The organism is Nocardiopsis coralli, from assembly GCF_014892575.1.
In the GTDB taxonomy this organism is placed as follows: Bacteria; Actinomycetota; Actinomycetes; order Streptosporangiales; family Streptosporangiaceae; genus Nocardiopsis; species Nocardiopsis coralli.
This window is the reverse complement of record NZ_JADBGI010000056.1, coordinates 1-1,358: the sequence shown is the minus strand read 5'-3', so window position 1 is coordinate 1,358 and position 1,358 is coordinate 1. Positions and strand designations below refer to the sequence as shown.

The 1,358-nt window shown below is 70.6% G+C and carries 1 protein-coding gene; it reads right to left on the bottom strand.

The features are described 5' to 3' along the window. Window positions 1–14: 14 nt before the first annotated feature. A complete protein-coding gene (locus tag IDM40_RS27735; protein WP_193125039.1) occupies window positions 15–1,088 on the bottom strand; it encodes an IS110 family RNA-guided transposase in 1,074 nt (357 codons plus the stop codon). Window positions 1,089–1,358 lie beyond the last annotated feature (270 nt).

The window sequence follows — 1,358 nt, the reverse complement described above, 5'->3', positions numbered from 1 at the left end:
GGGACGCTTCTATGTCAAGCGGCGGGCCCGTAAACCTCCTGCGTCGCTTCTCGGGCCTGCCGCTGCTGTTGATCAGCGATCATCGTCCGATACACCACATCGACCAGATGGCGCTTCAACGCCCGGTAGGCACCCTTCCTGCCCTTGTGTGCTTCCTTGTCCCGCACGAACTCCCGGGCCGGCCCGCAGGAGCGGGCCTGGACCATCGCGATCGAATGGAACGCCCGGTTGACCTGACGGTTGCCGCCCCGGTGCAACCGGTGGCGCTGGCGGCCCGAGGAGAACACCGGGATCGGCGCGCACCCCGCCCACCGGGCCAGCTTCGCCGAAGACGAGAACCGCGACACATCAGTCACCTGCGACAGGAGCACCGCCGCCCAGACCACCCCGATCCCCGGGATCGCCAACAGGCCCGGAGCCAGGGGCTCCAGGCGCTCCTTCAACGCCCGCTCGCACTCAGCGATCCGCTCGATCAGCACCCGCAGCTCCCGGATCTGGTCGGCCAGCACGAAGCCCACGGCCTCCTCCACCCCGGCCCGGGTGATCTGGTGCTCCAGCCGCTCCAGAGCGGTACGGGTGGACAAGCGCCCCTTTGCGGTGCTCAGGCCCAGCTCCAGGTGCAGCATCGCCGTGAGCCGGTTGGCCAGGCCCACACGGCGCTGGACCAAGTCCTGGCGCAGGTCCACCAGCACCCGCACCTGCCGCACGGCCGGGTCGATGCGGTGGCGGGCCAGGTCGGGCTCGGCCAGGGCCGCCCGGGCCACCGCCACCGCGTCGATCACGTCGGACTTGGCGCCCACCGGCCCGCTCAGGCGGCGGTGGGCGGCCATGGTGCGGGTGGGCACCCACACCACCTGCTGGTCGGCCCCCAGCAGGGCATCGGCCACCGCGCGGCCCAGGCCGGGGCCGCCCTCGATCGCCCACAGCACCGGACCGCCCCGGGCCTGGGCCCGGGCCCAGGCCAGGAGCTTGTGCACCGCTTGGGGCCCGGAGGCGGTGGTCAGGGGTTTGCCCAGGCGGGTGCCGTCCTGGGCCAGGGCGACGGCTTGGTGCATGCGCTTGTGCGGGTCAATGCCCACTGTCACCATGACAGGGTCCTGTTCTTCCTCAAGGCGAGGACGGGACGGCTGCCAGGGCCCTGCCCATGGGGGACAGATCTACTGTGAGTGAACCGCTGCACAGGCTTCTATGAGGTCACTCCCACGGGCGGGGCTCTGGCCCGCGAGCGCTGGTGGACAGGTCCCACATCAGGTCCGTCACGGACAGATCTTGCTTGAGTCACCCCAGCGTCGCTGTCAGGGCGGCTCCCGTCGAAACCCTCCCCGACACCCACCATGATCCCCAGTAGATCTTGCTAC